The sequence below is a fragment of the Paenibacillus sediminis genome (genome assembly GCF_017873765.1).
Classification (GTDB): Bacteria; Bacillota; Bacilli; order Paenibacillales; family Paenibacillaceae; genus Paenibacillus_AG; species Paenibacillus_AG sediminis.
In genome coordinates, this window is the sequence record NZ_JAGGKP010000016.1 from 12,351 (window position 1) to 38,519 (window position 26,169).

General features: G+C 38.2%; 24 protein-coding genes. 21 read left to right on the top strand and 3 right to left on the bottom strand.

The annotated features are described in order from the left end of the window. Window positions 1–8: 8 nt before the first annotated feature. The 6 genes from J2Z20_RS16810 to J2Z20_RS16835 all read left to right on the top strand — a co-directional run bounded on the left by J2Z20_RS16810 (window position 9) and on the right by J2Z20_RS16835 (window position 6,803). A complete protein-coding gene (locus J2Z20_RS16810) occupies window positions 9–833 on the top strand; it encodes a TrmH family RNA methyltransferase (RefSeq protein WP_209853031.1) in 825 nt (274 codons plus the stop codon). Between the two features lie 1,104 nt (window positions 834–1,937). Next, the gene (locus tag J2Z20_RS16815) at window positions 1,938–2,195 is read left to right on the top strand and encodes a DEAD/DEAH box helicase family protein (protein WP_209853033.1); all 258 of its coding nucleotides are present in this window, start codon (window positions 1,938–1,940) and stop codon (window positions 2,193–2,195) included. An 80-nt stretch (window positions 2,196–2,275) separates the two neighbouring features. After that, window positions 2,276–2,758, top strand: a complete 483-nt coding sequence (locus J2Z20_RS16820; protein ID WP_209853035.1) for a TIR domain-containing protein — start codon at window positions 2,276–2,278, stop codon at window positions 2,756–2,758. Between the two features lie 181 nt (window positions 2,759–2,939). Next, window positions 2,940–4,994: a TIR domain-containing protein gene (locus tag J2Z20_RS16825; RefSeq protein WP_209853038.1), complete on the top strand. Its 2,055-nt coding sequence runs from the start codon at window positions 2,940–2,942 to the stop codon at window positions 4,992–4,994. Window positions 4,995–5,698: 704 nt separating this feature from the next. Next, the gene (locus J2Z20_RS16830) at window positions 5,699–6,484 is read left to right on the top strand and encodes a hypothetical protein (protein ID WP_209853039.1); all 786 of its coding nucleotides are present in this window, start codon (window positions 5,699–5,701) and stop codon (window positions 6,482–6,484) included. 19 nt (window positions 6,485–6,503) lie between these two features. Beyond that, on the top strand, window positions 6,504–6,803 hold the full coding sequence (locus tag J2Z20_RS16835) for a hypothetical protein (protein ID WP_209853041.1): 300 nt from the start codon (window positions 6,504–6,506) through the stop codon (window positions 6,801–6,803). 54 nt (window positions 6,804–6,857) lie between these two features. On the opposite strand, the gene J2Z20_RS16840 is transcribed toward J2Z20_RS16835, so the two are convergent. Further along, window positions 6,858–7,175 carry a hypothetical protein gene (locus J2Z20_RS16840; RefSeq protein WP_209853044.1) on the bottom strand — a complete coding sequence of 106 codons (318 nt, stop codon included), beginning with the start codon at window positions 7,173–7,175 and terminating at the stop codon, window positions 6,858–6,860. A gap of 714 nt (window positions 7,176–7,889) precedes the next feature. On the opposite strand from J2Z20_RS16840, the gene J2Z20_RS16845 reads away from it, so the two are divergent. The 9 genes from J2Z20_RS16845 (at window position 7,890) to J2Z20_RS16885 (ending at window position 14,646) form a co-directional block, all read left to right on the top strand. Continuing rightward, window positions 7,890–8,576 carry an HNH endonuclease gene (locus tag J2Z20_RS16845; protein WP_245252510.1) on the top strand — a complete coding sequence of 229 codons (687 nt, stop codon included), beginning with the start codon at window positions 7,890–7,892 and terminating at the stop codon, window positions 8,574–8,576. Window positions 8,577–9,846: 1,270 nt separating this feature from the next. Beyond that, a complete protein-coding gene (locus J2Z20_RS16850) occupies window positions 9,847–10,272 on the top strand; it encodes a hypothetical protein (protein WP_209853045.1) in 426 nt (141 codons plus the stop codon). A gap of 44 nt (window positions 10,273–10,316) precedes the next feature. Then, entirely contained in the window at window positions 10,317–10,757 is a 441-nt protein-coding gene (locus J2Z20_RS16855; protein WP_209853047.1) for a helix-turn-helix domain-containing protein, read from the top strand. Window positions 10,758–11,006: 249 nt separating this feature from the next. Continuing rightward, on the top strand, window positions 11,007–11,666 hold the full coding sequence (locus J2Z20_RS16860) for a Uma2 family endonuclease (RefSeq protein ID WP_209853048.1): 660 nt from the start codon (window positions 11,007–11,009) through the stop codon (window positions 11,664–11,666). 148 nt (window positions 11,667–11,814) lie between these two features. Continuing rightward, the gene (locus tag J2Z20_RS16865; RefSeq protein ID WP_209853049.1) at window positions 11,815–12,054 is read left to right on the top strand and encodes a MerR family transcriptional regulator; all 240 of its coding nucleotides are present in this window, start codon (window positions 11,815–11,817) and stop codon (window positions 12,052–12,054) included. Window positions 12,055–12,237: 183 nt separating this feature from the next. Next, window positions 12,238–12,669 carry a YgiT-type zinc finger protein gene (locus J2Z20_RS16870; RefSeq protein WP_245252512.1) on the top strand — a complete coding sequence of 144 codons (432 nt, stop codon included), beginning with the start codon at window positions 12,238–12,240 and terminating at the stop codon, window positions 12,667–12,669. A gap of 295 nt (window positions 12,670–12,964) precedes the next feature. Then, the gene (locus J2Z20_RS16875) at window positions 12,965–13,345 is read left to right on the top strand and encodes a hypothetical protein (protein WP_209853051.1); all 381 of its coding nucleotides are present in this window, start codon (window positions 12,965–12,967) and stop codon (window positions 13,343–13,345) included. A 20-nt stretch (window positions 13,346–13,365) separates the two neighbouring features. After that, a complete protein-coding gene (locus tag J2Z20_RS16880; protein ID WP_209853052.1) occupies window positions 13,366–13,629 on the top strand; it encodes a hypothetical protein in 264 nt (87 codons plus the stop codon). Window positions 13,630–14,148: 519 nt separating this feature from the next. Next, window positions 14,149–14,646 carry a helix-turn-helix domain-containing protein gene (locus J2Z20_RS16885; protein WP_209853054.1) on the top strand — a complete coding sequence of 166 codons (498 nt, stop codon included), beginning with the start codon at window positions 14,149–14,151 and terminating at the stop codon, window positions 14,644–14,646. Window positions 14,647–15,324: 678 nt separating this feature from the next. Here the strand turns inward: J2Z20_RS16885 and J2Z20_RS16890 are convergent. Beyond that, window positions 15,325–15,600 carry a hypothetical protein gene (locus tag J2Z20_RS16890; RefSeq protein ID WP_209853056.1) on the bottom strand — a complete coding sequence of 92 codons (276 nt, stop codon included), beginning with the start codon at window positions 15,598–15,600 and terminating at the stop codon, window positions 15,325–15,327. Beyond that, window positions 15,584–16,573 carry a ParM/StbA family protein gene (locus J2Z20_RS16895; RefSeq protein WP_209853058.1) on the bottom strand — a complete coding sequence of 330 codons (990 nt, stop codon included), beginning with the start codon at window positions 16,571–16,573 and terminating at the stop codon, window positions 15,584–15,586. The genes J2Z20_RS16890 and J2Z20_RS16895 overlap by 17 nt, the downstream gene beginning before the upstream one ends. Window positions 16,574–17,132: 559 nt before the next feature. On the opposite strand from J2Z20_RS16895, the gene J2Z20_RS16900 reads away from it, so the two are divergent. The 6 genes from J2Z20_RS16900 to J2Z20_RS16925 all read left to right on the top strand — a co-directional run bounded on the left by J2Z20_RS16900 (window position 17,133) and on the right by J2Z20_RS16925 (window position 26,143). Next, window positions 17,133–18,860 (top strand): DEAD/DEAH box helicase family protein, encoded by a 1,728-nt coding sequence (locus J2Z20_RS16900; RefSeq protein WP_209853061.1) that lies wholly within the window; start codon window positions 17,133–17,135, stop codon window positions 18,858–18,860. A 1,120-nt stretch (window positions 18,861–19,980) separates the two neighbouring features. Continuing rightward, window positions 19,981–20,850, top strand: coding sequence for a hypothetical protein (locus tag J2Z20_RS16905; RefSeq protein ID WP_209853062.1), 870 nt, complete (start codon window positions 19,981–19,983; stop codon window positions 20,848–20,850). 385 nt (window positions 20,851–21,235) lie between these two features. Then, window positions 21,236–21,451 (top strand): recombinase family protein, encoded by a 216-nt coding sequence (locus J2Z20_RS16910; RefSeq protein ID WP_209853064.1) that lies wholly within the window; start codon window positions 21,236–21,238, stop codon window positions 21,449–21,451. A 112-nt stretch (window positions 21,452–21,563) separates the two neighbouring features. Next, on the top strand, window positions 21,564–22,412 hold the full coding sequence (locus J2Z20_RS16915; RefSeq protein ID WP_209853066.1) for a TnsA endonuclease C-terminal domain-containing protein: 849 nt from the start codon (window positions 21,564–21,566) through the stop codon (window positions 22,410–22,412). Window positions 22,413–22,464: 52 nt separating this feature from the next. Further along, window positions 22,465–24,546, top strand: coding sequence for a Mu transposase C-terminal domain-containing protein (locus J2Z20_RS16920; protein WP_209853068.1), 2,082 nt, complete (start codon window positions 22,465–22,467; stop codon window positions 24,544–24,546). After that, a complete protein-coding gene (locus tag J2Z20_RS16925; RefSeq protein WP_209853070.1) occupies window positions 24,524–26,143 on the top strand; it encodes an ATP-binding protein in 1,620 nt (539 codons plus the stop codon). The genes J2Z20_RS16920 and J2Z20_RS16925 overlap by 23 nt, the downstream gene beginning before the upstream one ends. Window positions 26,144–26,169 lie beyond the last annotated feature (26 nt).

Sequence of the window (26,169 nt, forward strand, 5' to 3'; positions counted from 1 at the left end):
GAACATGTATGGAGATTTTATCACCTCAAAATGCCCGGGTGAAGGAATGGGCACAGCTTCTTGAAAAAAAATATCGCGATAAGCAAAGCAAATATTTAGTAGAAGGCATTCATTTGGTGCAGGAAGCGCTGCGTGCGCAGGTGCATATTGAATGTGTAGCATACGATATAGAGAAAGGTATCCCCTCACAATTGGCACAGGATGCTGCTGCGAGGACAGATGTTGAGTGGATAGCCGTTTCTGCGGCAGTCATAGCGAAATGCAGTGATACGAAGACACCGCAGCCGGTATTCGCCGTTGTACATAAAGAGCGAAATCATTCAAACCAGTTACTGCGTCAAAAGGATGCTCTCGTTATCGTATTGGACGGGGTACAGGATCCAGGCAATGTAGGCACGATTATTAGAACAGCCGATGCCGCTGGCGCGAATGGTGTTATTCTGGGTAAAGGGTGCGCAGACATTTACAACCCAAAAAGTATTCGATCCACGATGGGGTCACTATTCCATTTGCCAGTGGTTGAGGCCGATTTGTTAGAATTATTGCCTAAGGCTAAGGAAGCAGGAGCTCGCATCATCAGTACAAGTTTGCAGGCAACTTCCAATTGCTTCGAATATGATTTTACGAAGAAGTCAGCGTGGCTACTGCTTGGGAGCGAGGGTCAAGGCGTTTCAGCTGAAGTAAGAACTTTAGTGGATGATGACATTATCATTCCAATGCGTGGACAAGCGGAATCGCTAAATGTGGCGATGGCAGCCTCCGTGCTGTTATATGAGGCGGTTCGCCAGCGTTTTTTTAACCAAACAATAATTCCTGTTCACACCCATAAATAACTGTCTTCACCCGAAATAACTGTCCTCAACTCACTAAAGACTGGAAATTGGTCGGCATTACCTCCGATCTAACCTCCAGTCTTTTCTCTGCTTTTTAAGACCTTCTCCAGCCATTTCTCGATTTTTTCCTCCAATCAAAATCCAATCCCAATCAAGCTTTTACTCGAATTTTTCCCCTCAAATCTCCTCGATTTTCCCTCAAACGTTTACTTGATTACTCACTCCAAGGCATTCCAGCCGCTTCTGATCCCGCTCCAAATCAATCATATCAAGCATGTTTTTCTCGATGTTTCCTCCAATCATAATCACCGTAATCCCTTTAGTATCAAGGATTATTCGGGTTTTTCTCTGGCCTTTCCTCGGCTATCTTCCCAATCGTTTTTCTCGATCTTTGAATCCAGCATGGTCTCGATGATCTTCCTCGAATATTTGAAGAGATGGAGGTATTGCGATAGTGGAAGCGGGAGAGTATAGCGGCGGAATTTCATTCGATTTCGCCTCAATTCAATTCCTTTCTCCAATCTTTACTCCATCTCTTTCCCTTCCTTTTCGGACACTAATTATTATTCGTTTTCGTTCACAATTGAACCAGTTTTCTTCCAGTTTTAAACCCGCTAAACCTCACATGGGCGGACAACAATTATTATCTTGAAATCAGGGGAGAGCGCAAGTGGGAGTAGGAAGGAAGGGGATTTGGAGGTGAGGACAGTAATTATTATGTTTCTACAAAGTAATAGGTTTTGAGGGGAAAGGATAAGAGGGGAAGGTGGATTGCCTATAAACAAGTTAGTTTTATTGACAGATGGACTATGAACGTGGTAGTGTGTCCATAATTTATATTCTGTTTATTTTTTACTACTTGAAGTTTAGCCGTAAGGCTGGTTTATTTAGATTTACATTTTATATTTACAGAGTTTTCTACTATGGATTTACGGGAGAAGTCTACCCAAAATCAAAAGTAGAAAAGGTTTTCCTGTAAGTTAACATGTAACGCTAAATAAATCAGTCTTTTTTTTGTTCCTTGAAAGCTAAATACGTGTTTGATGCAAGATAAGGGATCAGTGAAGTAACAACCATACAACAAGAAAATTGGAGGAATTTAAAATGAAGACAAAGATGGGTAACAAGTACGCAGGGACGATTCTAGTGAAGATAGACCATAATCCGATAGAACTTTATCTCCACCAAGAAGAAGCGCTGATGACTTTAGACAAAGCAATAGTAGACAGCGAAGTAGAGGAGTTTGCTGGACTTGTGGTGATCGCAACTGGTGGCGGCAAGACGCTTACCGCCGTACAATGGTTGCTCAGAACAGTCATAAATAAGAACATTGTCCAAGTATCAAGTTTGAACATAGAGTAGTTGAGGAAAGAAGTTTTATAAATAGGATAATTATGGTATTGTTGAGTTGGTTAATAATACTAGATTTGGAGGGGATTAAAATGGCTCACAAGGTTTTTGTTAGTTATCATCATGCAAATGATCAGGCACAAGCAGATCATTTAAGAACAACGTATGGTAAGGACAACACAATTATTGATCGTTCACTTGATGAGGAGATCGATAGCGATGATGATGATTATATACTTAGTATAATCAGAACAAGTCATTTGAAGGACTCTACTGTGACTATTGTTTTAATTGGAAGTGAAACATCAGGTAGGAAGTGGGTTGATTGGGAAATATATTCCTCACTTAGGCCTTATGGGACTCGCAGTCGAAATGGATTGTTAGGAATTTACCTTCCAACAGCGGGAGATACACCTGCACGGCTACAGGACAATATTGACAGCGGTTACGCCGTAACAATGAATTGGAAGGATATTTCAACAAAGCTTGATTCAAAAATTGAGGAAGCATTTAAAAATCGGGATAAGGATGAATTAGTACGCAACTCACGTGCAAGAAGAAAACGAAATAGTTAGTTGTAAAGAAAGACCATGCCAAAAAGGTAGTGGTCTTTTTGGCATAATAAGTATTTTTTGAGGTGGCTTGCTGATAAACAGGATGGTGCATACTGCATATTTTAAAAGGATAAAAACAAGTCAAACAAATTCATATCCAAATATTAATATAACAAATAATAGGATCGGGAGGATGGAGTCAATGATCGATATTATAAATCCACTCAATGTTTTTGTTGTTTGGCATCCTTTCTTTACAGAGGGGGAAATATATGCAAATTCCTTTTTCTCATATTATAACCACGATATTAATGATCCACTGTCACGAGGTATTGGGATTCCTGTATATTATAGAACGGGTGAAAATCCTCACGAAATAGACCTAGGGGATGCTGAATACAATGCAATAATATTGCTTATAAATGACGAGATGGTCATAAGCGATCATTGGGTAAAATACCTTAATGAAATAATTGAAAATGCAAGTCAAACAAATGATAAAAGCATCATATTTCCAGTAGCCATTTCAAACAATGCCTTTAAACTTCCTAGTAAACTCCCTGATAAAAATTTCATAAGGTTATACGATATTGAAATAAATAAAATTGATTACCTGATTAGTAGCACGACGCATGAGTTATGTAGGCTACTTTACAATATTGATAGAATAGCTGACGTAGTAGCTTTAAAGCAAAGCCCACCTCCATTAAAATTATTTATCAGCCATGCAAAAGAAGACGGTGTTGATGTGGCTAAAAAACTGAGTGATCATATTCAAAGTCAAACAGCTTTGAAAACATTTTTTGATGCAAACGATATTGCAATAGGGTATGATTTCACACAAGAAATTGAAGAGAATATCCGAGACTCTGTCTTACTTGTTGTACATTCTGATAAGTATTCTTCAAGAGAATGGTGCAGAAGAGAGGTTTTAATCGCTAAAAGGAATAACCGACCGATTATAGTAGTAAATTTGTTTGATGAAGGTGAAGATCGAAGTTTCCCTTATATGGCGAATCTTAGGACAATAAGATTTAACAGATCCATAACTGAATCTGTTATGTTTGAGAAAATAATTTTACTTACACTCAAGGAGACATTGCGATTCAAGTATCACTATATGTTTGTTCTCTATTTAACGAAAAAATTTACTATAGAAGTAGAAAAGGATGCAATCTTGTCACACCCGCCAGAACTTTTATCATTACTCCAGATAACTGAAAAAGGCAACAAATTAGCCATTTACCCCGATCCCCCCCTAAGTGAAGAAGAGTTGGAAATAATCATTAGAGCAAAGGGTGATGTTCAATTTATCACACCAACTTTTATTCCAATATTAAAAAAAATTGATGAGTACAAAATTCATGAATTTACGTTTCTAGATGGTCTTAATGTCGGTTTATCTATATCAGAAAGCCAAAATATAAAAGACTTGGGATTTGAACATATTCATTTACAGGACACGTTAGTTGAATTTACAAGATACCTTTTAGTTAGTGGGGCATCTCTGTCTTATGGGGGGGGAATAACATACGATCCCAAATTCAATTTTGCACAAATATTATTTGATTTGGCAAGAGGCTATCAGAAGGAGAAAATACGACCATCTGATAAGATAACCAATTTTGTAGCTTATCCTATATACACCCAAATCAGTTCGGGATTGCGTGCTCAACTAAACGATATAGCTAGGTTTGTTGAAGTTCCACCGCCTAATAATTTAGGTGGGGATCATAATAAAATATTCAGAGCTGAAACGGTAGAAGACCTATTTGTATGGGCTAAAAGCCTAAGTGAAATGCGGAGGATAATGGATCATCATATTGACGCTAGAATAATTCTAGGTGGGAAGATAACTGGTTTCAAAGGTAGTTACCCTGGAATAGTCGAAGAAGCCTACCTAGCATTAAAAAGTAAGAGACCCGTTTACTTGATTGGCTCAATGGGCGGTGCATCTAAAGTTATAATTGATTGCATACTAGGAAGTCATCCTGAGGAACTATCTGAAAAATATCAATTTATGAATCCTCAGTATAAAGAGTTTTATTCCAAATATAATGAATTAGCTGAGCTGAATGGAACAGAAACATTGAGTTATAAAAGAGTGGTCGATTTTTTTAATCAACAAGGTATTGCAGGATTAAACAACGGGTTAAATGAAGATGAGAATAGAAGGCTGTTTTATACAAAAAACTCAATTGAGATGATAAGTTTGGTACTAAAAGGGTTGATGTCCATTCAAAATATAAATAAGTAATTTTAATGATTTGTATTCGAGGAGTAGGAAAGCATTTTTCCAACTCAGGTATATTGCCGTAAAATATTGAAAGAGTCGCTTCCCCTTAACAACTATTTCCTACAATGTGCATTCCTGTTAAAGTTTTCCACTGATCCACAAAGTCTACCACTAAGCAAATAAAGTTTCCCACTGAGCCGAGCGAAATCTCAGGTTTTCCCCTAATTTTCGCTCGGCTTTATCTTATCTTCCGCTTCCAAATCGCCATTTCCTCATTCCATTCCTCTCACCAAATTCTCAAAGGGTAATAAATTTTAAATACTGCAATACTCAATTTTGATCAATTGAATATTGAGGAAACCGATATAAGTGTAATAATCCATTTAAAATGTTATGAGTCTCGTTCGTTTTCGGTGCTTTGGAAAGAAAGTCAAAGCTCCAGCTATTTTAAATCATGTATACAATCTCTGTCCCTGTCGATGCGGCGATAGATACTCTATAATGTAGTAACAGCTTCCAAGCATTATAAAATGTCTTCTGAACGAACTGAACTGGTTTCGAAAATTATACAGGCAAAAAGAGAAATACATTTAGGGATATAGGAAGAGGCAAAGATGGGTTCGAGTTGAATCGACATTGATGATCATCGCTTCCTTAGTGTTTATAACACTGAAACGTTATTGGTAGTATTTCGTATTAGTGAACAAGTTGAGGAGGGATGCAGTTTGAGTATCAACACATATCAGAAGGAGTCGGACCTTGAGTTTCATTTAAGAGCGGCATATTATGAATGCTGGAATCGATTGATTGCGGCAATTGAACAATTAGCTCCCCAGGACATAGAGCAGTTGTCTAATCCGTTTTTGGTCAAAGCATTGCCAGCATATAGGAAGGCTAAAAGAAAAGTGCTGTTTGTAGGTCAAGAGACGAATGGTTGGGATTCGTTTAAATTAACCTTAGATATCTTCAAGCATCGAGATGAAGAAGTGCGGCGGGAGAATGCTGTTGATTTTTTGCAATGGATGTACGAAGATCTTCGACATCAACGCAAATATGATCACACCCCGTTTTGGAAAGGAATGCGGAGGTTGTATCAGGCTATTTCGCCTGGAGAGGGTGACGACGGCTTTTTACATACGGAATTAGTTCGGTTTGATTATGCGAATAAGAGACCGCCGCACGAAATTGAAAACTTGCTTCAGCAAGAATATAATGTCTTGCATATGGAAATATCAGCTCTATCTCCTGAAATTGTCGTATTCTTTACTGGTCCTGATTACGATGATCGATTGAGCGCAACCTTCCATCGTGTCGGCGGATTGGGCAAGCCTTTAAGCTTTGAACCCGTAAAGGATTTCAAAGCAAATGTGCTTTCACGGGTTGTCCATTCAAACTTGCCATATCATACATATCGTACTTATCATCCAAATTATTCGTTGCACTACAATGAACACACTGTGTTTAAGCCGATTGAAGATACTTTGAGTGAGTTGATTAATAGAACGAGATAGCATTGAGGTGATTGCTACGATGAGAAGCGAAATATTCGAAGTAAGCATTTCAATGCAGTATAAAGAGATTAACTGGATTGCGAAGCCGTTCAAATATTATTTTGACCCTTTGAATACATACTCTATTTCCATACAACTCGAACAAATTCCAACCGAGAGAGTTGAACGGATAAAGGTCGATTTGAATGATCAAATGATGAGCGGCAAAGAAATATACAAATGGTTAAATGATATGAAGAAAAAATTGGTTCAGTCGAATGTAGAGGGAGTTGTATATATTTACTTTAAAGCTAAATTTATTAACGGTCCAATTTATTGAAACATCGCAAGCTGAACTGAATTTAGGTAATCACTCCTGCTCCACTGGGCTATATCATTTTCTATTCTTTCTCATGTCGTTGAGGGTATCCTCAACGACACTTCTTTCAGCATTCAGGGATACCATCTCTGATGGTGAAAGAATTTGTTTTCGTTTGTGCTCATAGATTTCGATTTTTTGTTTAAGTTCAATGTTTATTGAATTTCTTTCTTTAGGTGATAACAATATAGGTTTTAGCCCTTCTTTTCCTAGAAGGATTTGCATTAATACTTTCTCTTTGTACTTTTCTTGCATCTCTGGTGGTCGTTTAGTTCGTAACATTTGATTAAAAGATGCTATTTTATAAATGTGTAAGTATCTCCCTTCCTTCAACCTTGGTCTCATAATATCAAAGTGTACGATAAATAACATGTATCGTACAAGTGATTCAAAAGATATATTGAGACGTCTTTCGTGCACGAAAAACGTATTTCGATCGCTCTTAAAAACTGTAACTGTTAATCTACCTTTTTATATGGCGAGGAGTGCGTGATTTAAAGAAGTAGATAAAGTGCGTGGGTTGTGTAAAAGTATCGCCCGTATTCGTGTAATTTGTGTCAAATAGTTAGTCAAAATTAGAGTTTTTACATGTGATTGTGCGTAAGTTGTGTAAAAAGCAAAACAGAAAACTTATATCTTTACATAACTCACGCACTTTTCAATGAATACTTATTACAGAAAGATAACCTTTTACGAATTCCGTGTACTAGTCAACACGGTCATAATCATGACCACGACCACGAAAGAGTATTTCACTCAGGAGTTTATATGGAAGAAACAGGTGCAAAGACAGGGGGATAGGTGAGGACTATCCTACCTCTTGTGGCTAAAATGAATACCGTTCATATACGTTAGTTCTAAATGAATACCGATTATGGATGTAATCACTCTATAATTATTCCGTGGTTAGACATTGGTTACAGTTGTAAAAAACCATACTGTAAAATAATATGCTATGATCTCAATAAGAGATTTTCGTATTCAAAGGTGATGGTGTTTTATGAATGTAATTCGTCAATGTTATATAGAGGGGTGAACGATTGGTTGATGAACAAAGAAGACTTCGTTATTTGGCTGAGAAATAATCGATCCATAAAAGAATATTCGATTAATAGATATGCAAATGCAATACCCACCATTTCTTCAGAAATGAAGGACTATGGGATAAATGAGACGGATTTGTTTGAAATTACAGATACAATGTTAATTGATAAGATTCTCTTGCATCCTGAGTTTTTGAAAAGAGATAAAAAAGGAAATCGGATGTACAGTTCAGCATTGAAACACTTAAAGACGTACATAGAGCAAATTCGTGATGAGAAATCTAAGCCACAAGATGTGACTCTGGCTGAGGATGCACCATCTGAAGAACAAAATGATAGAGGTGATTTGGAGTACGAAGAAGGAAAGGAATTGCTTCGATTACATAAAGTTCGAGAACGTGATCCAAAGCTCATTAAAGATGCGAAGAAGCGATTTATAAAGTTACATGGGGAGTTGTTCTGTGAAGCATGTGGAATCAACTTCGAAAAGGTTTACGGTGAGCGAGGGAAGGACTTCATTGAAGGACATCATAAGAAACCAGTTTCCGAGATGAGGGAAGGGGAAAAAACGAAAGTCGAGGACATCGGTATGCTTTGCTCCAACTGTCATCGTATGATCCATCGGATTCCAATGATCAGTATTGAGGAACTGAAGAAGAGTATTAAATTGAATTGGGCTGGGAGTTTTTAATAGGGCGGATGCTAATGGAAGAGACATTGCGTGTTACACGACTTGAGCTAGAAAAGATAACCCAAACGAGAAATTTTAGAATTGAATACAATGGTTGATAAATCGAAGAGGCACTAGGATATGTAGCAACAAAAGACGAAGTGCAGGCGTCGTATCTTATTGGACCAAACGGTAAGGAGAATAGATGGGGCAATCCTTCCATTGTTGAATTGATCGATAAATATATTGATTACAAAGTTCCAGGTAATCGTAAGGATACAGTGATAGTCAGAATGAGTAATGGTCTGTAAAAATTTCCTTGTCGGATCATGCCCAATGCAGTATATTATGAATAAATATATATTGATCGGATTGCGGAAGCACCGCAGACTAAAACCTTAACGGGTTAGGTCTGCGGTTTTTTTGCATTTCCGATACAAATTGGAGGATGAAATTATGAAATGCTGTACGTTTTGCTCCAAGGAAGTTGAGATGTTGTTCAATCACATGACCAATGACGTAGGGGCACTATGCCTAGAATGTTACATGAAATTGCAGGGTTCCTGTGCGGTCTGTAGCGAGGGTTTTTTGCCAGAGTCAGTTCAGGAAGGGGTTAAGTATAGGGTTAAGGCGAAATTCGTTGGAATGGGCGATAAGAATATTGTTGTATGCGATTGCTGTTATTCAGAGATTCAGCGAAGGTTCCCAGAGATGATATTGTGATAGGAAAGAGGGGTGATGTTTTAGAAAGGTCCATCTGATCAAGGGATGAAAAACATTGGTGGAATTGGAATTCAATCTGAACAATGTATTTACCTGCAAAACGATTATTAGTATTTTGAGTCAACATGGTAGGGAAAAACGGTAGTTGATGAGAAATACAGATCAATAGTTGATATAAGCAGGAGTTGTTGGTATAGTAAGATTGAAGTCTTCCGTTTCCCGTGGTTGACGTTTTGAGAATATTGCCCATTTGTAAGTTATTTCAATACCGAAACGGAAGTATAGCAGATAAATTATAATCCAACCAAAATTGGGGGATTCAAAAATGTGTATAATTAGATATGAATCCAACAGAATATTTTTAAAAATCCTGTCGGCCACTAGGCTCGACGGGATTTTTTTTATTGCCTAAAGTCATTATTCACAAGGCTTTTGCCTATAGTTGAAGTAGCGATTTAATGCTGTAAATGAACCTATAAAGCGTTTAAACCGCAGTCTTTTAATGAAATCAAGTCAGACTGCCTCAGGGTGATAGAAAATTATTGAACAATTAAGAGGGTGAGTATCAATGGCTTTTGAACAAAAAAAGTTCAATATTAGTAGCTGGATGATTATTGAGTCAGAACTGAAAATCTTAGTTGTTGAAAGTGGATCGCCCGAAATCTATGATCAAATGATTGATGAATTGTGGAGACTTATCCCGATTCAAGCACGGAACCACGAAGTATGCGTCGGAGATGAGTGCGGGGAGATAATGCTACACTATCGGTACTGTTCAGGAACTTTTATGATGGCCTATTCTATTAATGCTAATAAAAGTATTGACTTCGATTTGTGTTTACTGGATGGGGAACTGAGTGTATACCTACATACATTTGATGTTAAAAAAGATAAAACGCTAAAGTATTTTTTACCTGGAGTCCAAAGGTGTTCCATAAGACTTGTATGGAAAGATCGAGTGATAGATATAAAAAACATGTCGTTAATGAGTTGAAGCGATCCGAAATGCAAACTTAGACCTGTAGGGGGGATTAAGAAATGATTAAGAAAAAGCTCAAAAAAGGCATAGAAGCTTTGTTACCCACTTTTGATGAAATGCTGTCGATCAATGAAGCGGCGGAAGAATTGGGTGTAAGCGAACAACGCATTCATCAATATATCGAGCGAGGTCTAAACGCAGTTGATGATAATGGGGTTGTACAAGTTCCACGATCAATTTTAGAAGAGTGGAAAGATCCGACTTTTGCATTTGAAATGCAATGGATTCATCAAAATAAGCAACTTCAAAATCGAATTTTAGAAGTGAAGTTAGAATATATAAATAAGCAAATTGCCTCATTTGAAGAGGAATATCAAGGTACTTTCTATCAGTTAACCCGTCATCTTAGTGAAAGCGATATAGATGGATTGGATGAAGCGGTAGACTTTTTCGATTGGAGAGACTTTGAAGAGCAGAAAAAAAGATTACTACCCAATTGAAAATGGAGTGATTTGTCTTGGGGTTTGATTATTGGCGATATGTTTCTGTTTTGGATCTACCAGGTTCAGATAGCAATTCGAGTGACAAGTGGTTTTTCTTTTGGCTTGGAGCAGGAGTCGTGCTTGTTATCTACATTTTATTTGAAAATAAAAAAAAATAAGAAAGGTTTGTTCAATAATGATATTTTTGATAGGCGGGCTTGAAAAGCAAGAAACAGTGTTTACTTATAAAATTGAGGTGATGAGCATATGGGTAATTTGATACCTGGATGGGATCCCCAAGAAATATCATACGAGGAGTATATAGACAGTTTTCCGAAAGATGGTGAATGGAAATATAATAATGGTGACTTGGATGTATCAGTCGAAAAGATTCGAAGACTGATACTCATGTTAATCAAACACATTGGATTGTTTAGATTCATCGAATTCCTTCCAATACCATCCAGAAATGAATTGAAAGACTTTTTTTTACGTCATCCGAAACTAAGTGAGGGTAGGAATGATCAGGAAAAATTGAAAGTGTTATCGGAACTATTTGATATTTTAAATAAAAAGAGAGGGAGACGGGGAAAGGTATTGCAACGTACTTCTCTGAAATTGAATGAAAAGGAGCATGTTTTTATACCAGACATTGTGTTTGTAGAGAAGAGCAAGGTGAACATCATTAAGGGTGATGGCATTCATGGTGTTCCAAGTTTGATTATTGAACTGTTTGAAGATCCCTCCATTACAAGTAGTGAGAAAATCGAGGATAATATGGAGATCTACAAAGGTTATGGTGTGAACGAAGTTTGGGTGGTTGACATGCTATTCACTCGAACCATATTCAAATATGCTTTAAAAAACGGTAGCTATGAGGCAATTGAAGATTCGTCTTATTTTCCAGAGCTAGTGTTTTCTTTCTAATGGGAACTATCGTTTCTTCATAGCTTATTCGTAACTTGTAATGGGCTAATCAATAAAATATAGGGGAGGAATAGGTTAATGGAACTTATTTGTCTTTGTGGTAAAACGAAAGAATACATTCCCCATTGATAGGAGAGAGGAGGAAGATATGCAGTCATATTCAAAAGAGCAACTGGAAAAATTAACGGGCTTGAACATACGTTTGATTCAACAGTGGATTGATGAAAACAGATTCATTGGAATTACCCGTGAAAATCAAGACCAAATCAACGATCTGACTCTGGTATGCTTTGTGACTGGTGCGGTTATGTCGGTCAGTGAGATTAAAGAACTGTATAAAAAGAATCAGGAGCGACTTTTGGGAGGGGAGGGAACATGTTGTGGTTAAGGTGAAGAAGGAGGTGCAACCAAAGAGTAAATTTGAGACGAAAATTCCGAAAATGGGAGTTCGAGAATTACAGATGTCTTATCGTGCGATCCGTTCCTTGAAATTGAATTCACTTATTTTGGAGAATCCATGCAAATGTAAATGCGAATGAGGTCAAAGGTAACTAACGGGAGGTATGGTTTAATGGAATGTATTTGTGGAAAAACAAAAGAGTTCAGAATCGGTTCTAATCAATTTCTCATTAATGAGAAAAAGATCGTTATTCATAACCTTCCGCACTTCTTCTGCTCGCAATGTAACAAAGAATCGTATGATCCAAAGTTGCCCATTGATGACGCACTGAAATATGCATACGAGAACAATGAAAGTGAATTGGATTTGCAAAGATACTTAGATTATGCATCAGCATATGAAAAGGCTTTCGAAATTGGCGTATTAATGGTTGTTAGAAGAATGCTCGACAGCGGAATCAATATTGATGAGGTTGCTAAGCATACTATTTATTCTCCAGAGGAGCTGGAACAACTTCTTCAAGACAATGCCGATTTGATAAGAGAAAGAATGCAATGCCATCGACAACGACAACAGAGGGAAGTTATAGAGAAGAAGGAGTAGTGATTGATATTGTCGCTAAAAAGAAATCGTGAGATCAGGAACACGAATCGCAAAGACATGAAGATACCCGATATGAGTTTCTCGGTCTCGAAGGAAAATCAGAGGTTATTGGCGAAGTTAAATGGTAGAGCTAATGATGCTACCAATGTCGATTCTGACATCATCAATAGCTTCGAAATTACACCGCTGTTCGGTTCGGCTCGAAGGAAAATCAGAGAATTATTTAAGAAAAGGTAGACACTCTTATCCTTGGCGGGGAGCGGTCTGCTTTTTTCTTTATAAGGAGAGTTAGCTTATGTTCGATGAATACTTGAATTGGTGGCGTGAGAACATCTTCCCAGGAGAATCAATCGGGGAAATCATTGGTGGCATCGATGACTACAGGCAGAATCGCTTCATGTGCATGTGGCTTATGAAGAGCAAGGAAGAGTTCTGGAGTTATCATGCGAGAAGAAAAGAACTCGGTCTTGAGCATGTATTTGACACTATCATCGCCGCTCTTTTTTATGAAACGGGTAAAAAAGAATGGAAGCAAAGATTCATTGATTTGCTAGAAATTACTCCCGATCTACAAGAATCTGAGGTTTCGGATTACCAAATCAAGGTGTTGCAAAAGGACATGAACTCCTATGAGGTTTTCCGCCGAAAGAAACTTGGAATACCGCTTTATCCGTGATTGTCATGGAGGGTTTTAGAATGAAAGTAACATCAGTCTATCCGTTTCCATCCTTAGTGTTGATTCTGGAATTTGACCACCTTAATGAATACCGTGTTCTCGATATGAAGCGATTTCTGGAAGGAGACACAGGCCTACTGGCTGAAATGAGAGACAATGTTGAGATGTTCATGACGGCGAAAATAGATCCATTCTCATGTTCAGTATCGTGGGAAAATGGAGTTGATTTCTACTTGTCTATTCTGATTAAAAAGAGCGAATCACATCACGGTGGCGACTATTAGATAATCACTCCATGTGGTCGGATGGAAGGGTAGTTCATGATGACCTCGAAAGAAAAACGAAAGTGGCGTTTCCTTAAACGAAGTTCAGAGACCAGTTGGACATACGTCTATCGGTCTTTTTTTTTGCTCCGCAACTTCTTTTCCCATTCCTGGCTGTACTTACTTCATATATTATTTTGAAAGATTTACTGAAAGGTTATGCATGATGTATGAGGTTCATATGAACTTAATAAGAATTATTTGGAAAAAGATATATGAAGATGTGCATAACTGTTATGAAGGTTATGTGAACAAGTGTCGTAACTAGTCAACAATCAAGGTAATAAGCGGTCGAAATTTACATAGAGTTGCAACCTAAACAATATTGGAATTGGTTACGAGTAGTGAAATGAATTTCATTTATAAGGGTTTGGTTTTTGGTCTGAGTTTCGTAATCAGAAGCATTAGAATTGCTTATAATACAATGTTAATAACAAAAAAGGATTCTCAATTGAGATCAGAAAAAAGGAGTCGACCAAAATGAATGACGACAATCAGAAGCAGGCACATTTGGATGAGGAAGAATCGGAGAAAGGCAAAGTGATAGAGATCTCGGACAGCTTCGGACAGCTACTTAAACATTTTCGGAAAATTCGAAATTATTCGTTAAAAGAATTGGAGGAAATTAGTGGCGTTAGTTCCTCTTACATTTTCAGGATTGAATCGGGGCAAAGAAAATCTGTATCAATTATAAAGATTTTTCAATTATGCGAGGCACTTGAGGTCTCTTATCACGAGGTTCTTAAAACGGCATTTGATGAAGTAGAAACAGAAAGGAAATCGGAGAATTCATTGCAAGAATTGATGATCTCCAACGATTTTATGATTGATGGACAACCTGTTAGCAGGAACGCAAAGGAAATACTGGTGAAGATCAATGAACAAGTAATTTCTAGCACATGGACAGAACAGACTAAGGTTCGTGAATTGTGCATATTATCCGAGTTGATCGATCAGCTTAAAATTGCAAAATTGTAGTCAGATCGAGGATAAAAGTTTGAGAGGAGAGAATGGGGCAACCCATCTCTTTTAAAAATACGGAGAGGTGAACCAGTACATGAGCATTAACGTATCTGAAACAGAATCCCACAATTGAAGTGTTATAGCTGGATCAAGTTATAACGAACAAGCATCCTAGGCACGACTGTTGGTAATACAGGACAGAATTACTGGAGAAGGATTTATGCTGCAAGCAGTTGAATGAATATAAGAATAATTTCAGTTGGAGGGCAGGATGAGTATGTTTATTTGTGACTGTGGTGGTGTACTACTTGTGAAAAGTATTGAAGAATATCCTGCTAGAGTAAACTCTACAGAAAAACTGGAATACGAACGTAAATGTACGGTCGAGTGTGTTGATTGTAGAAGTGTTAAAGAAAATCAGAGATATGACTGAAATACATGAACAAGCGTCAATTGCTGCGGCGAATCATATAGTATTTAGGCAAGCCAGTATCGATTGCAAGTGGAGACGTATTCCTAACTAGGGCGAGTTAAGTATAGAGGAATTGTCAGCTTGAATTGGGGAAAGTGTAAAACAATTATTATTTAGTGGGATTGTCAGGGAGCTGTAAATCTCCGAAAAATACAGAGGAAAACTCCGCCGCTGGATGCGTAATGCCCAGTTTTCGGAGTTTTCCTTGTATAAATTTCGTGTTAGAATAACTCATTGATCAACTCTACATCTTCAACAGACAGTGAATCTGCTTGGACAGTCGGGTTTAACAACGGCATATTTCCCTGTTCCCTCAAAACCTTTAATACTATCTCTCTGATTTCCTCATGTGATCCCGCTGTTTTGTTACCCGTCATGTATGCTTCTACTGCTTTTGCAATGTAATCACTTTTGTTGTTCGGAATACATTGCAAATACTCAAAAACATGTAGATATTTGTGTTTGAAAGAGATTGAGAGCCTATTTCGCTTGCCCATATTTTGTCTCCAATATTTGCAGAAAGCTGTGCGCATTTGCAAATTGAGCATCCGATACGAATTCAACGGCGGGGAAATGAGCTAGTAGGAACTCCCTGAGTAGTATACTTCCGCCGCCGACGAATACGACAGCCGTATTGTTTAAAGATAGCTGTCTGCTTTTGGCATAATTGAAGATCTCCTTAACGTGATCTTGGATAATCCTCTCAATGATCTCCTTACTTTCCTCCTGTTTTACTCCATTAATAATCAGATATTTATCCGAAAAAAGCCTCTCAGCATCACTGTCACTAACGGAAGTCCCGAATTTTGTGGTCAAGCTATCTGCAATTTTAGATCGGAGAATGTTAGTGCCAAGGTCGGCGGTTAACATCCTAGAGTAATTAGGCACAAGGTTGTTGAACTCAAGGTAATTGACATTAAGTGATCCTACATCGATCATTACTGCCTTCTTTGAGCGATAATCGTTTATTTGTGTTTCCGTATAGACATTACCTAGTCCTTCTGGGAGGAGAAGGAGCTGAGTGATACGGAATACAAAGGCTTTGCCATTGACCGATATACCTATTGATTCACCATTGTTGCGGACAAAATCATGATAAGCCTTTTTCTGGGAGTCGTTTTTGTAGAGTAAAAGCGGTATATTCAGCGCAAGTGTAATGTCAGCAAAGGCGATGGATCGTTTCGTCTTTAGTAGCAGTCTGGTGATAGCAAGATAAATACAAAGTCGATGTTGCTCCGTGTTCTTACTCAGATCAAAGTTGAATCTGCTTTCGTCGAGCATGGAACCGATCAAATAGCTCTTTCCTTCGAACTCGACTAAATAGGACCCTGGAGATAGTTCAGCTCCAAATTCAGCTACCTGTTCTACCCGTGTTGAAAACTTGATCTTTTGAATCACCCCCTCATCCCTAAATACTGCCTTCGTTTGTGATTTGCCGCTGTCCACGGCATAGAAAAACTTGTTGTTCATTTGTTTTAGCCCCCTTTTGATAGTTTTATAGATTATACTCAAAAGCAGGCGACTTATTCCGACATGTCGCATCTTTTTGGTCTGAGGATGTCGGACGTTGGGAGGGAGTGTCGCATCATTTCAGGGAATTAGAGATTGGGTATTTATCTATCAGAGTGGATTATAGGTTAATGATTGGGGTTTTGGGGGAGAAGGGATTTTCAAGAAAAACCTTGACGGTGGAGGCGGACTTGTTATATTATGATGCTACATTTTATTTAGGCAACATTTCATTTTGAACATCATTTAGTCAACATATATAAGCCCAATAAGGCTGATTTATTTATTTCAACGTTTTTCATTTACGGTTTTCTCTGAATCCAGGGGAGTAGTCTGCCCTTGGATAGAAAGCCTTTGATGAACATGTTGAAGTAGTAAATCAGTCTTTTTTGCTCGTTGAAAACAAAATATCGAATATAGCGGCTCGAACGTTATAGAACCGAAAAACTATTTTTGTGTAGTCATTCTCCTAATATGATGATCTCATCACAATTAAATTACGAGAAAAGGGGATGAAGTTATGAAAGAACAGTATTTTGAGGAGTTAAAAGAACAGATTATCAATCCTGAAAAATGGAGAAAAGATCAATTCGTAGTATTCAATCACGAGGCAGGCACAGGCAAAAGTACAAAGACGTTCAAAATCCTAGAAGAAATGAAACACGATCCATCCAATAAGGTTCTATATGTACAGCGATTTATAAAGGATGACTTGTTGGATAAAACCGTTGAAGAGATTAATCGGAATGCAGGAAAAAGGAAAATAGCATATGGATTTTCTTCGAAAAACACTACGCAGACGCATATAAAGAAGACGTTGCCTGAGTATCAAGTGCTGTGCATTACTCATAACATGTACATTCAGATTTGCAAAGGAGAGCATCAAGAGTTGATAAAAGATAGGCATACGTTAATCATCGATGAATATCCCGATCTTCTTGAGAAAATAACAATTTCTAGGGAAGATGCGGCAAGCTTATTGTGGTATAGCTCTGAACCAGAATTCACTGCAATCGGAAAAATAGCGAAAATGCTTCAAAGCCTAAAAGACCGATACTTAGACGTATCTTGGCTAAATGAGATGATTTGCTTGGATTTGAACAACGGTAAATATGAGGAGTATCGAAGTTCAATCGCATCAGCCCTGGCAAACATCTCTGGTAAAAAGGATAAGAAACATAAAGAGGTTCAGCAGATTCTTCGCAAGTGCCAACACCTGTTCACTAATGGTGGTTTTTTGCATGAAGGCGGTTTTCATACCTTTGATGAAAGTCATCGGTTTGCTATGCTGGAGAATAATATCATTCTTGATGCGAACGGGGGATTCGATTATCGATATGCATTAAGTGATCAGTTCGTAGTCAAGCACCAGGAAAAGATGTACGACTATGCAAATCAAACGTTTTATCATGTAAATGTTAAGACAACCAAAACAGCCTTAAAGAAGGATGTCAACTTCGAACGAGATGCCTTAGTGAAAATATCATTTAGCGGCAAAAGGGGTATCCTTTTTGTAACTCAATTAGACAGTAGGGAGAGGGTGGGGAACGCAATTTGTCAACATCTCTCTGACTATGGGAATGATATTGCCGAGATTGAAAAAAATCTGAACTGTCAGATCAAGATCGCTCACTTTGGCAGTATCATTGGTGTCAATGATTATCGTGATTTTGATTGTGTTGTCGTGCTCAAGACACCTAATTATGATTATCTGACCTACGCCCTAACTTACTTATACTATAGGACGATGGACAACAATATCATTGAGAATATCGAAATGTACAGACATGAACAAGTAGAGAACATTCGCAAAACCGCCATTGCTGGAGAGATGTACCAAGCGATTAAGCGAATAAACCGTGATAATAGCCAGAGTGCCGAAATCTATGTATTTAGTGACAGCAAAGAGGTAATTGAGCTTGTTTTGTCGCAATTGCCGAATATAAAATATTTTGAAAAGACAATGAGCACGGTTAAGCAAGAGGTTTTGACTGATAGTGATAAAGTTAAAGGGGAATCAGATAGCTCTAAATTGCAAAAAATACTTATTGAGGTGAAAGGAAATGGTGAAAGCTTCATTAAAAAGAAGGAGTTAAGTGACCGACTTGGAAAAAGCATAAAGAACCTCGCTAAATTACTAAAAAGAGAGGAGTTATTTCTCAAAACAAACAACATGATAAACACTGGGCAAAAAATAATATTTTTAGATAATACGAATGATTGTGACGACCAGTTCGTGTCGGCATAACGTAATGGAAAGGGTGCTCTGTAGCATCCTTTTTGCTTTTCATTTCTGCTGTTAGATTGTAGGTTGTTCGAGTCTTTGTGTCAAAAATGAGTGAAACTGTTTCATTAATATATCGCTGTTAAGAGTTGGTATGATTGCCATTCAGCAGACTGCGTTAACCGTAACAATATGCAAACCATCATTGTCAACTTAGCAGAACGATGATATTGAATAACCTTTCGCAAGTTCTGACCATACGATAGAAGCAGTACAACAATGAAGGAATTTCCAGTTCAGAACGACTGTGGATAGCCTTTCTCAAGTTCTGACCATACCGATAGAAGCAGTCTAACTATGAGGAAAATGCCAATTCAGAACGATAGTGAATTGCCTTTCGCAAGTTCTGACCGTACCGATAGAAGCAGTACAACAATGAGGAATTGCCAATTCAGAACGACATTGATATGTCTTTGCGAAGTTCTGAACACGCCGAAAGAAGCAGCATAACAATCGGGAATTTCCAATTCAGAACGACAGTGATATGTCTTTGCGAAGTTTTGACCATAGCGAAAGAAGCTGCACAACAGTCAGGAATTGCCAACTAAGAACGACAGTGAGCTGCCTTTGCGAAGTTCTGAACACGACGATAGAAGCAGCATAACACTGAGGAATTGCCAATTCAGAACGACATTGATATGTCTTTGCGAAGTTCTGAACACGCCGAAAGAAGCAGCATAACATTGAGGAATTGCCAATATGTTTTTGCAATGCTACATCCCTAACTGCCGATGTAACTGTTACTAATGGCGATAAATCGTCAAACTTACTAAAAGTCGTACTGTTTTATTAGAAATACTATATATAAGAGAAGCAGTACGACTTTCTCTTCGTTCTTAAAAGACGAACAACCATTACGACTTTTGCCCTTTCCCCAGCGAAATATGAGATTACCCATAATATAAAGAATTCCCTTGTGACATATAGACATAAACGAAGCGACGTTCCGATGTTTTAACTAGGAGCGGCTGTGGTGAAAGTGGTTCGTCAGTTAGTACGACATGGTAGAACCGTTTTTCGCCCACAATAAGCTTGCCAATCAGTAAAATGAGAATATAAAAACAAACTTGAGGAGGAATGACACATGTGGTCAGTTGGAACATTACTAGAGGGGAATAAACAAAATCAATCATTAGATGAATATAAGGTAGAATGCCTTTTAAACAGAATCCATTTTGGACAGCTATTCAAAACTGCTTGGGAAAACTATTTCCCTGGATGCCATGAACTGTTTGCAAGTTTGAATTTATGTTCAGGACAAGTTGAAGGGGGAACCATCTTTGACTTCAATATGGACATGCCATATTTGGTTCTTTTGAAGATCGATTTCCAAGCAATGAAGGCAGAAGATATTTTAATGTCGGAGGAGTTGGATGAATATGAGATGCAAGGTACGGATATTCCTCTCTGGCAATGGTGTGAGCAGAGCGGGATTGTTTTTCGGGATCGAGTAGGAGTTTACTCTATGAAGACTTGGGAATGGTTTGAAAAGTGGTACTGGGATACAGAAGAGGTGTCGGAAGAGGTGTCGGAGCAGGCAGAGGGGAGTGTTTCCAACATCAATGTTCTGGAGCTAATAAGAATTATACGGTTAGCGATGCCAGACCTTGTATTCAAGAAAATCGAAAGCTTTAGAAGTTCAACTTATAAAGAGGTGCATTCCTTCGACTTTGCGGAAAAGGGACTACACGTAGCTACGATAGATTTGCACTTCAAATACAACATGCTGACGCACAGATATGTCGAAAAAGTGAAGGAACTTTACTTGATGGAAGATGGAAGCTTTCGTGTATTCCTTCTAACATGTGAATGGGAGCACTCCTACAACGAATCCAGGATGCCCGACTTATACAAGAGAGTTATAGCGATGGATCAAAATATTAATCAGTTTGATATGGATACAATTGTAGCGAGCATTCTTCGGGAAATGAGTTCGGAAAAAGAAGTAGGATGATTGTAGTACAGTTGATAGACCAGAAAAATACAAAGTGAAAACTAAGGGGGATATTTAATGGAAGTAATGAGGGAGGCGTAAGTTAAATAGCTGGAAAAAAGGTGTATATTCTTGGTGCGTAATAAAATAAGAGTATACAGATGAAAGAACAAGTTCAAATCGTGAAGAAGATTCGAAATATTGTGGATAGAGATGTTCGGACGTTGAGTGTCTATCTGTATGTGTCTCTTTTTGTCTACGTTTTCGAACAGTGAAATTAATCAATAAACGATGTGCCAATAACTCGTAAATTAACTGACACATATATCAAAATAAAATATAGACATTTTGAAATAGTTTGCGTAGAATAGTCTCAATACCGAGGAAATTCTTGGGGGAAATATTTATGAAGATCGGGTACGTCCGAGTTTCGAGTCAGGATCAGAATGAAGCAAGACAAATTGAAGCTCTTCAACAGCAAGGAGTCGAAAAGTTTTTTTCAGAAAAAATAAGTGGTCAAAACATGAACAGACCTACCGCTTCATCTGCAATTAAGAAACTGGGACTTTCTCGTTCGACATTTTATCGGAAAGTCAAAGAGTATGAACAAAGCATAAACTAAATAGCAATAAGCATAAAAGCCATTGCAGTAGAGAATTCAGACTTTAAAAAAAAGTTTGAAATTGTCTATATGTAATGGTTTTTTTGTCATTGACTGAGGGAGCTGAAATAATATGTCCAGGTTCAATTATGATTTCTCGGATCGTAAATTACAGCGCTATATTAATGAAGGAAGAGGTCAAGGACGAGGGAGCGATTTCGAGCCATTCCTGAATGTACATAGCATTTCCAGTAAAGGGCGTGTTTCCAGAGTAAGTGGATGGAAGACAGGAAGAGTTCATCATTTTCTTTCGGATAATGAAACTCGTTATTTTTACCTCTGTGAATGGTCTGATGCCGTAATCGACATTCGTGAACATTTTCCGTTATTGGATCTTGTCGAGATGACTGACATTTTAGATGAAACACTTGTTAAAAAAATTGTTAATCAAAAAACTGGAACACCAGTTATATTTACAAACACTTTTCTGATTACGATGAAGGATGGACAAGGCAATGAAATTCACATTGCCCGAAATATAAAAGAAGCAAGAGAACTGGAGAAACCAGGCGTGGTCGAAAGATATGAACTAATACGAAGGTATTGGCATGCAAAAGGAGTTAACTGGGGGCTAGTAACTCCTTTGGAGATCAATGCTGTACGGGCAAAAAATATTGAATGGTTACATGCCTCTCGCCGACTGAGCGATTGGGGGTATGGAGATGAAGAAGCGGGAATTAAACTGGATCAATTACTGGCACTTATTATAAGGGGGAATGGGACAATGCGTAATGTAATTGAAACTTTCGAAGAATTACATCAAGGTGAGCGTGGTGAAGGATTGTTGTTATTTAAACATCTGCTTGCAACCAAGAGAATCACGATCAATATGGATAACCCTATAGATTTGAACAAATCCGTAGAGCACATAAGAGTAAACTCGAAAGGAAGTGAACATTTCAATAATGCTGTTGGTCATTAATACGTTAATCCAATATGGAGAGGACGAAAATCAAATTGAGCGTATTTTATGGATGGATGCTGAACGGAATTATTGCTACGTCATCAATATTCATAGCGATCGTTATCCCATATTGAAGTCCTTAATTGATATTGAAGCTGGGATAAAGGAAGGCGGCATATTGGTCGTGGATCAAAAGAATTGGTTCAGCTTAATTTGGAATGATCGTTTATCCGAAAAAGCAAAAGACCACTTGGAAATGTCATGGAAGGTGATTGATAGGATAGCGACAGAGCAGAACGAACCCGACATATTTATCCCTCATTTACGTAAGCAGATGATTGCAAATATCTCAGATACTTTAGGCTATAGCGAGAAAACCGTTGGACGAATTCTGAGAACATTCTGGAAGAATGGTAAAACGAAACAAGGGCTTGCTCCCAACTTCTCAAACAGGGGAGGGAAGGGGAAAACGAAGTCCAGCAATGGAGTTAAACGTGGAAGGCCCCGTAAATACAGCCAAAGTGAAGGCATCAATATCTCAGAAGAAATTGAAAAGATTTTCCGAGTAGCACTCAAGAAATATTACTATACATCAAAAAAAGCACCACTCAAATTCGCTTATCAGAAGATGATTCAAGCTTATTTCAGCGAAGATCAAAAAATCGAAGATGGTGTCAGGATCCCAATTGTTCAGGATTCGACTCGTATACCTACGTATACCCAATTCAAATATTTCTTCAAAAAGGAAAATACGATTAAGCGGGAGATCTCGACGAGATACAGCTCGAAGAAATATGAGTTGCTTCATCGACCTGTCCTTGGCAATGCGACGAAAGAAGCCATTGGTCCAGGAAGTAAGTTTTTATTAGACGGCACAAGTTTCGACATCTATCTCGTGTCAAGAATCAATCGGAATTGGATAATTGGTCGTCCATGTTTGTTCTATACGATGGATGTATTCTCCAGGGTTGTAACTGGAATGTATATAGGACTGGAAACGAGTTGGTTGTCTGCGGCGATGGCAATTGCGAATTCTTGTGAAGATAAAGTTAGTTACTGTGCAAAGTATGGGATTTCGATCCAACCTGAAGAGTGGGAATCGCATCATCTTCCTGAAACTATCCTTGGTGACAAGGGAGAGTTATTCAGTAAAGAGGTAGAAACTCTTGTGGAAAATCTCCATGTAAAGATAGAGAATACCTCCAGTTACCGTGGCGACCTAAAAAGTATTATTGAACGTCATTTTAGGACTACGAATGATTCAGTCAAAATGATGTTGCCAGGCGTAATCAATCCTGATTTTAGACAAAGAGGACCAAGCTCTCGTGATTATCGTTTGGATGCCAAGCTCGACATTTACCAATTTACTCAGATCATCATTAGATGTGTTCTCCATCATAATCATCATTTCCTTGCCAGCTATCCTCGTGAAGAAATGATGATCGCTGATGATATTGAAAGTATTCCATCGGTAATATGGAAATGGGGTGTTCAATATCGTTCGGGGAAATTGCGTGAGGTTCCATTGGATGTGGTCATGCTGAACATGCTTCCTACGGCAGAAGCTCTGGTCAGCCACATGGGGATCAAATTTCAAGGTCTGTTTTATGGCAGTGCGACCGCATTAAAAGAGCGTTGGATGGAGAAAGCACGGGTAAAGACTTGGCGAGTTTCTGTTTGTTATGATCCACGGGAAATCGGAAAATTGTATCTTCGGGGTGTAGGAGACAAAGGATTTGAGCCGTGTTATTTACTAAGCCAACATTCGCAATATAGTGACAGAACAAAGGAAGAAATAGAATATTTACAAGCAATAGAGAACATGCAAAAGGCGGAACATACGGAGAAAGGAATACAACCTCAGATTGATTTAATTACCCATATCGAAGCAATAGTGAAAGACGCTGAAAAGCTAACAAAGGCTCAGCAAATGCCAAGTTCAAAAGCAGAGAAACTTCAAGGAATTAGGGAATATCGGAGTCTGGAGAGACAGTTGATAAGAGAAAATGAAACTTATTCAATGCCAGTAAATCAAATTTCTTCAAAAAGTGATTCAATCTCACCTGTTTCGGAAGATTACTTCAACGATTTTGATCTGTTTAGACAAAAGCAAAGGGAGAGACAGGGGCATGAACAGGATACAGATACCTAATGGTTCATTAGCAGAAGTAGCGACTTACTCGGAACAAATGGTTAGCCAGTATCGAAATAATCCGCTAATTGAGGCACTTCCAGAAATAAAATCAAGAGAAACTGTTATTCAGTCATTAGCTAGTTACCCATATTTCGATCCAAATGAACGCTTTGCAGATAGCCACTTTCGCTTCCATATGATTCAACAACTACAAAACTACTTTCAGCCTCTTCCGATTCATGTTGATCTTGAAGCGAGAATATCGAGATTGATTCGGCAAGGCTATATCTCACGAAACCCGTTAAGTCCGAAGTATGCAATGCAGATGGTTCAAGGACATTCGGATATTAAGAAAGCTCAAATTACTCAATCGGTATACGACAGTCCATCAGGGCTAACTATTATCGGAGTTAGCGGAGTTGGCAAAAGTAGTGCCATTAAGCGAATTTTGAGTATGATTCCCCAAGTTATTTGTCATTCCGACTATAAGGGAAATCAACTTAGTGCTTATCAAATCAATTATTTGAGACTTGAATGCCCTCCAGACGGCTCAATAAGAGGACTTATTAATCATTTCTTTGCTGAAATAGATCAACTATTGGGAACAGATCACTTAAATCGCTTTGGGAAGAACGGCAAACTATCGTCTGCATCGCTTATTTCGATTGTTGCCCAGATTGCTCGCTCATGTCACCTTGGAATCCTGGTCGTTGATGAAATCCAAAACTTATCGCTGGCGAAAAGCGGTGGTGGCGAAAAAATGTTGTCATTTTTCGTCTCACTGTCGAATTCGATTGGTCTGCCAATTATTCAAATCGGGACACCACGAGCGATGTCTTTATTCTCCGATCTACGCATAGCGAGACGTGGGTCTGGTCAAGGTGATCTGGTATGGTTGCCAATGAAGAAAGAAGAACAAAGTTGGAGAATTTTCTTGGAGGGGATGTGGGATTATCAATGGATTCGGAATCCGACCGCATTATCTCCTGAGCTAGAAGATGCAATGTATGAAGCAAGTTGTGGCATTACTGACCTAGCAGTTAAGATTTTTTTGATGAGTCAAATAAAAGCTATAACGTCTGGAGCTGAGGAATTGACTCCTCGGATCATCAAAGATGTCGCTAAAGAAAACTTAAAGTTGGTACAGCCTATGCTCGATGCTTTAAGGTCTGGCAATCCAGTTAAAATGGCGAGGTACGGTGACATTAACAGCATACCAATTGACGGATTTGTTGCGGCAGAGCAATCCAAATTGGACTTAGGGAATATGCTCAAGACTTTTCAAAATACTCATCAAGAACAAGTCAAGAATAGGGAACGCATGAAGCAGGATGTATCAGTACGAGTAGCACTATTGGGAATCGATGATAAAAAAGCACATGAGCATATTGAAAGAATTTTTGAAGAGAAGCCACATTTACAAAGCGTAAAGGAAATCGTCCAAGAAGTTTATAAGTGCCATATCGGAGCGACAGAACATTCATTACCTACATCAGCAAAAGAAGTTGATAAGAATGATTTGCGAGTAGTCGTGGAAGAAGGCAAAGAAAATGGTCTTTCTGTGTATGAGAGTTTAAGCAATGCGGGAATTATTGTGACGGACTTTGAAGTGTAATTATGATTTGAAAGGATTATAAGGGT